Genomic DNA, 6,478 nt, shown 5'->3' with positions numbered 1-6,478 from the left:
TCCCCAAACTCGCTGCGCTCAGACAGGTGGGGATTTCCCCTGAACGAAAAATTCTGCGCATTAAGAACTGCTAATGCCCTGCAAAGTCACAGGAAAGGTCCAGGAAACGAAAGCGCCGGACCGGGCAGCGGCAGCTGGAAGTGAAGGCTGAACTGTTACATAATTTATCCTGTAAAAACACAATTGAGCGGCGGAATCGTTCCCGCCGCTCTGTGTTATTGCGCAGTCTTTATTTCTTTACAAACTGCTTATCAAATTCCGGATTGAAATAGTAGAAATTCTTGGAATCCAGATTGGACTTAATCTTCTCCAGCGCCTCGCCGAATCTCTGGAAATGAACCACTTCACGTTCACGCAGGAACTTGAGCGGTTCCCTGACTTCCGGATTGTCGATGATACGGATCAGGTTGTCGTAGGTGGTTCTGGCCTTCTGCTCGGCTGCCAGGTCCTCCGTTAAATCGGTGATGGCGTCGCCTTTGGACTGGAACTCACAGGCATTAAACGGGACGCCTGCTGCGGCGGTCGGCCACAGAGCTGTGGTGTGATCGACGTAGTAGGCGTCAAAGCCAGCAGTCTTTACCTGCTCCGGCGTTAAATTTTTCGTCAGCTGGTAGACGATAGCGCAGATCATCTCCAGATGGGCCAGCTCCTCCGTACCGATATCCGTTAAAAGTCCGCCAACTTCCTTGCATGGCATGGAGTAACGTTGGGAAAGATATCTCATGGAAGCAGCCAGCTCTCCATCAGGACCACCGAACTGGGTGATGATGAGAGATGCCGTCTTCGGGCATGGCGTCGAAATTTTTACTGGAAACTGAAGCCGTTTTTCATAATTCCACATTAGACAGTACCTCCTTCCCACGGAAGCGGACCGTCAGACCAGGTAAAATGCTTCTGTCCCGGATACTTCGTATGGGTTTCTGATTTGTTATTGGTATCGGGGCAGACACAGTCAACCGTCAGCGGTTCAAAATTCTCCGCGTACGTCTGCATCAGCTGTTTTCTCTGCTTCATGGCGTCGCTGAATGCCTTTAAAGCGTTGTCGTCAAGAGGATGAGTGTCAAGGAACAGGGTCAGATCATTGACTGTGAAGCTGATTTCATTAATCTGTTTTAACATCGTTTCGCGGTCTGCCATTATTTGCCACCTCCAGTCACATAAAACGGTAAGTCGAGACAAGGGAAGATCGTTCCGTGCTGTAAAGCGGCAGCAGGCTCATATGGCTGCTCCCAGGGCTGCATCGGTACTGTCGCGATAGCCAGTGTTAAAGCGGCGGCAGGTGTACTCTTGTCACTGCCGGATTTTCCGCAGCCACATGAACTGTTTGAATTCAAATTCATAAGAACACTCCTTTCATGTTGCATTGTAAAGTATCTTCTCTTCTAGTATCTGCCCGGAAGATAAAAATACGATGCAAAAAATATGCCAGAATAACCAATTGCCTTATTGTATAATGGACCAGAATAAAATATAATGGTAGATATCACTAGGATAACAGGAGATCAGAACATTGAATGACAAGAAATTTGCAGTATTAATCGATTCGGATAACATTTCAGCAAAGTACATCAGCTATATTCTGGCTGAGATGACAAAGTATGGTGTCATTACATACAAAAGGATATATGGAGACTGGACGAGCTCTCAGATGGGAAAGTGGAAACAGGAACTCCTGGAAAATTCAATTACACCGATTCAGCAGTTTTCCAATACCGTGGGAAAGAATGCCACCGACTCTGCGCTGATTATCGATGCCATGGATTTGCTGTATACCGATAACGTGGATGGATTCTGTATTGTTTCGAGTGACAGCGATTTTACGAAGCTGGCCAGCAGACTCAGAGAGTCAGGCAAAGAAGTAATCGGTATGGGAGAGGATAAAACGCCGAAATCATTCCGTGCAGCCTGTACCGTATTTACTAATTTAGAGATCCTGCTTGACCAGGATGATGAGAGCGTAAGCGGAGTAACGGTAGGACGGGAAGTCATCGAACAGGATATCGCCTCTATTATACTGGAGAACGACGATATGAATAAGGCTACTGGTCTGGGAGAAATCGGGAATCGTCTTGTAAAAAAATATTCTGATTTCGATGTCAGAAGCTATGGTTACAGTTCTCTATCGAAATTTCTGGAGGAAATGGATAGTTTTGAACTGAAGAAATCAAATAATGTAGTGACGGTTCGCATAAAGGACAACCGCACCAGGAAACAGGAGCTGGATGATTACGCCATAAAGCTGGTGAGAAACAGCGGAAAGAACGGCCTTGAGCTGGCCGCTCTGGGCAACGGCATGCACAGGAAGTATGGGGATTTCAAGGTCAAGGATTACGGCTACTCCACATTTTCCAAGTTTGTGCAGAGTATCAGCCAGTTAGAGGTCCGGGAAAATAAGACAAACAACAAAGTCGTCTTCATCAGACAGGAGTAATACGGAAGGAAAGAGGGAATAACGATGGTACGTTACAGCTTTGGTACAAGGCTGACCAGACTTTCCGACGGAGAGAGACGAGAGGGTGATGACGCCTGCATTACGGTTATGACGCTGGAGGAGTTCCGGGAGGCGAAGGAGACGTACCTTCACCGGAAGGTACTGGTGCATTCCATGGAGAATATCCATTACTGCAAGGCGGAGGCGTACGGCGGCTGCACGATGGGGACTTTTATGATTCCCAACAAGAATAATCTTTTGGGAGAAAAGTTTTCCTTCGGCTTCTATGTGACGGACAGTGAGCTGATTCTGCTCGACGAAGGGGATATGCTGACTGAGATCATCACACGGATGGAGGACATTGCGTCGAAAGAAGGGACTGTCCATGCCCATGCTGGAGCGGAGAGGGCGAAGGAAAAAGGGATGCCTGCCGCTCCCGCGGAGTTTCTGATCCTCTTAATGGATTATCTGATCCGCAACGATGTGCTTTTCCTGCAGAAGTATGAGGCGAAGCTGGAGGACATGGAGGACGAGCTGCTGGATCATCAGCCGAAGAATTTTTATGAAACGGTGATCGTGAGCAGAAAGGAACTGCTTGCACTGCACACCTACTATGAACAGCTGATCTCTCTTGGAGAGGAACTGGAGTCCAATGACAACCACCTGTTTTCCGAAGGGGAATGCGCCGGTTTCGGCATGTTCGCCAGCCGGGCCAGCCGCCTTCACGATCATGTGGAGATGCTGCGGGAGTATGTATTTCAGATTCGGGAGATGTACCAGTCTCAGATTGCCTCCAATCAGAATCAGATCATGAGCTGGCTGACCGTGGTGACGACGATCTTTCTGCCTCTCAGCCTGTTGGTAGGCTGGTACGGCATGAATTTTGCCAATATGCCGGAGCTTCGCTGGAAATACGGCTACGCAGGGATGATTCTCCTGAGCGTCGTAATTGTGGCGGTCGAGATTTGGTTTTTTAAAAAAAAGAAGATACTATAGGAGAACGCGATGGAAAACAAGGAAAAAGGATCGTTTGTCGGCAGTGTGCTTCTGTCTTCCCCGGTGTGGGATGCAGAAAAGTTAAAAAAGGATTTGCTGGATGAGTGGAACATCAGCGTACCGGACGAGGAGGAGACGGATAACGACACCATCGTATTCGAGGCAGATAATTATATGGTAGCCATCAGCCTGATGCCGGCACCCGTGCCTGCGGGAGAGGCGGAGTATTACGCCAAGTCCAATTATTTCTGGAAAGGCGCTGTGGACGCGGCCAGTGAGCACCGGGCCCATATCCTGGCTGCTGTGGTCGGGGGAAGGGAAAATGATCCGTTTGCAGCCGGCAAGCTTTACGTAAAGATTTCTTCGGCCTGCTTAAAGCAGGAGAATGCGCTGGGAATTTATACCAGCGGAACCGTGTTTGCGCCGGAGATGTACTGCGCTGTGGCGGAAGATATGAAAGAGGAAGAAGAGACGTATCCGATTTTAGACTGGATTTATTTTGGCCTGTATCAGACGGAAAAAGGGATGAACGGGTATACATACGGCATGACTGCTTTTGGGAAGGATGAGATTGAGGTGTTGGAAAGCGCGGCTGCGCCAGCCGAGCTTCACGAATTCCTCTTTGATATTGCGAGCTATGTACTCTGTGATGATGTGCTTTTAAAGGATGGAGAGACCATCGGCTTCACGGAAGACGAGAAGCTTCCGATCACCAGGTCGAAAGGCGAGGCGGTGGAAGGCGACAGCATAAAGATCGCCTTCATGCCTGCTTAAGAAATCAGGAACCGCTTACCAGATGCCCAGAAAGCTCTGCATGGACAGGCTGACCAGGGAAATCCCGATCCAGCAGCACAGGCCCAGAAGAATCGGTTTCATTCCTGTTTTTACGAGGGTGACCAGGTTGGTATTGGTCCCGATGGCGGCCATGGCCATGATGATGAAGAATTTGCTTAAATCTTTCAACGGTCCCGTAACCGTGGCGGGGAGATGAAATACGGTGGTCAGTACGGATGCGAGAAGGAAGAACAGAACGAAAAACGGAAATATTTTTGCGATTTGAAAGGTATTTCCGGAGCCGCTCTGTTCTTTTTTTGTGCGGTAAAATGCCAGGAACAGAGTGATTGGTATAATCGCCAGGGTTCTGGTTAGCTTAACAATGGCGGCGGCCTCCAGCGTATTGCTTCCGTAGATGCCATCCCATGCGGCAGCAGCGGCCGTGACGGAGGAGGTATCATTGATGGCGGTGCCGGCAAACAGCCCGAAGCCCTCGTTGGAAAGACCTAAAGCGGTGCCGAGCGCGGGGAAAATTAATGCGGCGGCAATGTTGAACAGGAAGATAACGGAGATGGACTGTGCGATCTCCTCATCGTCTGCCTCGATGACCGGCGCAGTTGCGGCTATGGCAGAACCGCCGCAGATGGAGGAACCGACGCCGATTAAGATGGCGCTCTTCGTCGGAATCTTCAAGAGCCGGAAGAGCAGAACCGCGATGAGAATCGATGTGGTGATGGTGGCCAGGATGATGGGGAGAGACTGCCTTCCCTTTTCCAGAACCACGGATAAGTTCATGCCGAAGCCGAGTAAAACGACGGCGTACTGGAGGATTTTCTTTGATGTAAACGCGATTCCGGGGCGGAAACGCTCCTTTCCCTTTATAAATGGGGCAATAGCCATTCCAATTAAGATGGCACAGACGGGGCCGCCCACTACCGGAAAGAGTCTGCCTAAAAACCAGGCTGGAATGGAGATGGCGAGACAGATCAGAAGCCCTGCGGTATATTTTTTCATAGTTAAAAATTCCTTTCCTGTTCGATATCATTATGAGATCATGGGGATAAATTTATTCCAGCGGGCAACGGGTCAAACGCTTGCCTGCATGAAAATTTGACTGACCATGGAAACTGTTACCATTATACAGAAGGATAACCATAAAATAAAATTCTAAATATTTATTTATTGATAAATATATGTTATGATATAGGAAAAGGAACGTATTTTACAAAAGGAGGAAAGTTCAGATGCTGGATTTTCGGATGGATACATTTCTCGCCGTATGCAGATGCATGAATTTTACAAAGGCGGCGGAGGAATTGAACATAACACAGCCTGCTGTGTCGCACCATATTCACTATCTGGAGGAACACTATCAGGTAAAGCTGTTTGAGTACAGCGGTAAGAAGATCGGACTTACGGAGGCGGGGAAGATGCTTCTGTCGGCGGCGACGACGATGCAGCACGACGAGCTTCATTTAAAGCAGGCGCTCAAGATGTCGGATGGCGGCGGGCGTCGTCTCGTGTTCGGGGCGACCATGACTGTGGGAGAGTACGTTCTCCCGGAAGCACTGATGCGGCTTATGGACGCCCAGCCGGATATTTCTGTGAAAATGGTGGTGGCCGACACCCAGGATCTGCTGCGGAGCCTTGACGAGGGGGAGATCGAATTTGCAGTGGTGGAGGGCTTTTTTCAAAAAAAGGAATACGATTTTCTCGTTTACGACAGAGGGAAATTTGTGATCGTGGCTTCGCCGGAATACCAGTTTCACAGCGAGGGAAAGGTGATCGAGGATCTGACGCAGGAACGGTTCTTTATCCGGGAGCCGGGATCCGGAACCAGATATGTGTTCGAGCGGTATCTGGAAGGCAAGAACCTTCTGATTCACGATTTTGAGGACCTGATGGAGATCAGCAACATTGGCGCTATCAAGAGCCTGGTGGCAGATGGACGGGGAATCACATTTTTATATGAGGCCGCTGTGAAGAAGGAACTGGAAGATGGCCGGTTGAGACGCGTGGCGCTGGAAGACTTTGAGCTCAGCCACGATTTTACTTTTATATGGAGAAAAGACAGCATTTACTCCGAATATTACCGTGAACTGTACCGTCTGCTCCGGGGAGAATGACGGATAGAATGACGGAGGGAATAACAGCGGGAATAACGGGGAGATGGAAGAACGGCGTGGAGCTGGGCCGGATAGTCTCTGCTTTATCGAAAACACTCTTGACAGAATTAACTGTATCTGTTATTGTTACAGTGTAAACTGAAATGATAAA

8 protein-coding genes are annotated in these 6,478 nt (G+C 49.0%); 4 read left to right on the top strand and 4 right to left on the bottom strand.

Annotated features, from left to right (window positions below; all coding sequences use genetic code 11):
• Positions 1 to 229 precede the first annotated feature (229 nt).
• From H8S80_RS21205 to H8S80_RS21195, 3 genes are read right to left on the bottom strand one after another with little or no spacing between them, the layout of a single operon-like run.
• Positions 230 to 841: a manganese catalase family protein gene (locus tag H8S80_RS21205; protein ID WP_002603200.1), complete on the bottom strand. Its 612-nt coding sequence runs from the start codon at positions 839 to 841 to the stop codon at positions 230 to 232.
• The gene (locus H8S80_RS21200) at positions 841 to 1,137 is read right to left on the bottom strand and encodes a spore coat protein CotJB (RefSeq protein WP_002603201.1); all 297 of its coding nucleotides are present in this window, start codon (positions 1,135 to 1,137) and stop codon (positions 841 to 843) included. Before H8S80_RS21200 ends, H8S80_RS21205 begins: the two co-directional genes overlap by 1 nt.
• The gene (locus tag H8S80_RS21195) at positions 1,137 to 1,340 is read right to left on the bottom strand and encodes a spore coat associated protein CotJA (protein ID WP_002603202.1); all 204 of its coding nucleotides are present in this window, start codon (positions 1,338 to 1,340) and stop codon (positions 1,137 to 1,139) included. The genes H8S80_RS21200 and H8S80_RS21195 overlap by 1 nt, the downstream gene beginning before the upstream one ends.
• Before the next feature lie 170 nt (positions 1,341 to 1,510).
• Here H8S80_RS21195 and H8S80_RS21190 point away from each other — a divergent pair, with 170 nt between their 5' ends.
• From H8S80_RS21190 to H8S80_RS21180, 3 genes are read left to right on the top strand one after another with little or no spacing between them, the layout of a single operon-like run.
• Complete coding sequence (locus tag H8S80_RS21190) at positions 1,511 to 2,431, top strand: NYN domain-containing protein (protein WP_002603203.1); 921 nt, start codon at positions 1,511 to 1,513, stop codon at positions 2,429 to 2,431.
• Positions 2,432 to 2,455: 24 nt separating this feature from the next.
• Positions 2,456 to 3,427: a magnesium transporter CorA family protein gene (locus tag H8S80_RS21185; RefSeq protein WP_002603204.1), complete on the top strand. Its 972-nt coding sequence runs from the start codon at positions 2,456 to 2,458 to the stop codon at positions 3,425 to 3,427.
• 9 nt (positions 3,428 to 3,436) lie between these two features.
• Positions 3,437 to 4,201 (top strand): DUF4261 domain-containing protein, encoded by a 765-nt coding sequence (locus H8S80_RS21180; RefSeq protein ID WP_025531214.1) that lies wholly within the window; start codon positions 3,437 to 3,439, stop codon positions 4,199 to 4,201.
• A gap of 15 nt (positions 4,202 to 4,216) precedes the next feature.
• On the opposite strand, the gene H8S80_RS21175 is transcribed toward H8S80_RS21180, so the two are convergent.
• Positions 4,217 to 5,215, bottom strand: coding sequence for a YeiH family protein (locus H8S80_RS21175; protein ID WP_002603206.1), 999 nt, complete (start codon positions 5,213 to 5,215; stop codon positions 4,217 to 4,219).
• 230 nt (positions 5,216 to 5,445) lie between these two features.
• Between H8S80_RS21175 and H8S80_RS21170 the strand changes: the two genes are divergently transcribed.
• The gene (locus tag H8S80_RS21170; RefSeq protein WP_025531216.1) at positions 5,446 to 6,327 is read left to right on the top strand and encodes a LysR family transcriptional regulator; all 882 of its coding nucleotides are present in this window, start codon (positions 5,446 to 5,448) and stop codon (positions 6,325 to 6,327) included.
• The last annotated feature ends 151 nt before the right edge of the window (positions 6,328 to 6,478 follow it).

The organism is Hungatella sp. L36 (assembly GCF_014288035.1).
Note: the sequence above shows the minus strand (reverse complement) of the source record. Positions and strands in the feature narration are given on the sequence as shown.

What these genes read in the sequence shown, in the direction of transcription:
- H8S80_RS21185 (WP_002603204.1), top strand. Translation starts at nt 2,456, where the DNA reads ATGGTACGTTACAGCTTTGGTACAAGGCTGACCAGACTTTCCGACGGA.
- H8S80_RS21200 (WP_002603201.1), bottom strand. Translation starts at nt 1,137, where the DNA reads ATGGCAGACCGCGAAACGATGTTAAAACAGATTAATGAAATCAGCTTC.
- H8S80_RS21180 (WP_025531214.1), top strand. Translation starts at nt 3,437, where the DNA reads ATGGAAAACAAGGAAAAAGGATCGTTTGTCGGCAGTGTGCTTCTGTCT.
- H8S80_RS21175 (WP_002603206.1), bottom strand. Translation starts at nt 5,215, where the DNA reads ATGAAAAAATATACCGCAGGGCTTCTGATCTGTCTCGCCATCTCCATT.
- H8S80_RS21170 (WP_025531216.1), top strand. Translation starts at nt 5,446, where the DNA reads ATGCTGGATTTTCGGATGGATACATTTCTCGCCGTATGCAGATGCATG.
- H8S80_RS21195 (WP_002603202.1), bottom strand. Translation starts at nt 1,340, where the DNA reads ATGAATTTGAATTCAAACAGTTCATGTGGCTGCGGAAAATCCGGCAGT.
- H8S80_RS21205 (WP_002603200.1), bottom strand. Translation starts at nt 841, where the DNA reads ATGTGGAATTATGAAAAACGGCTTCAGTTTCCAGTAAAAATTTCGACG.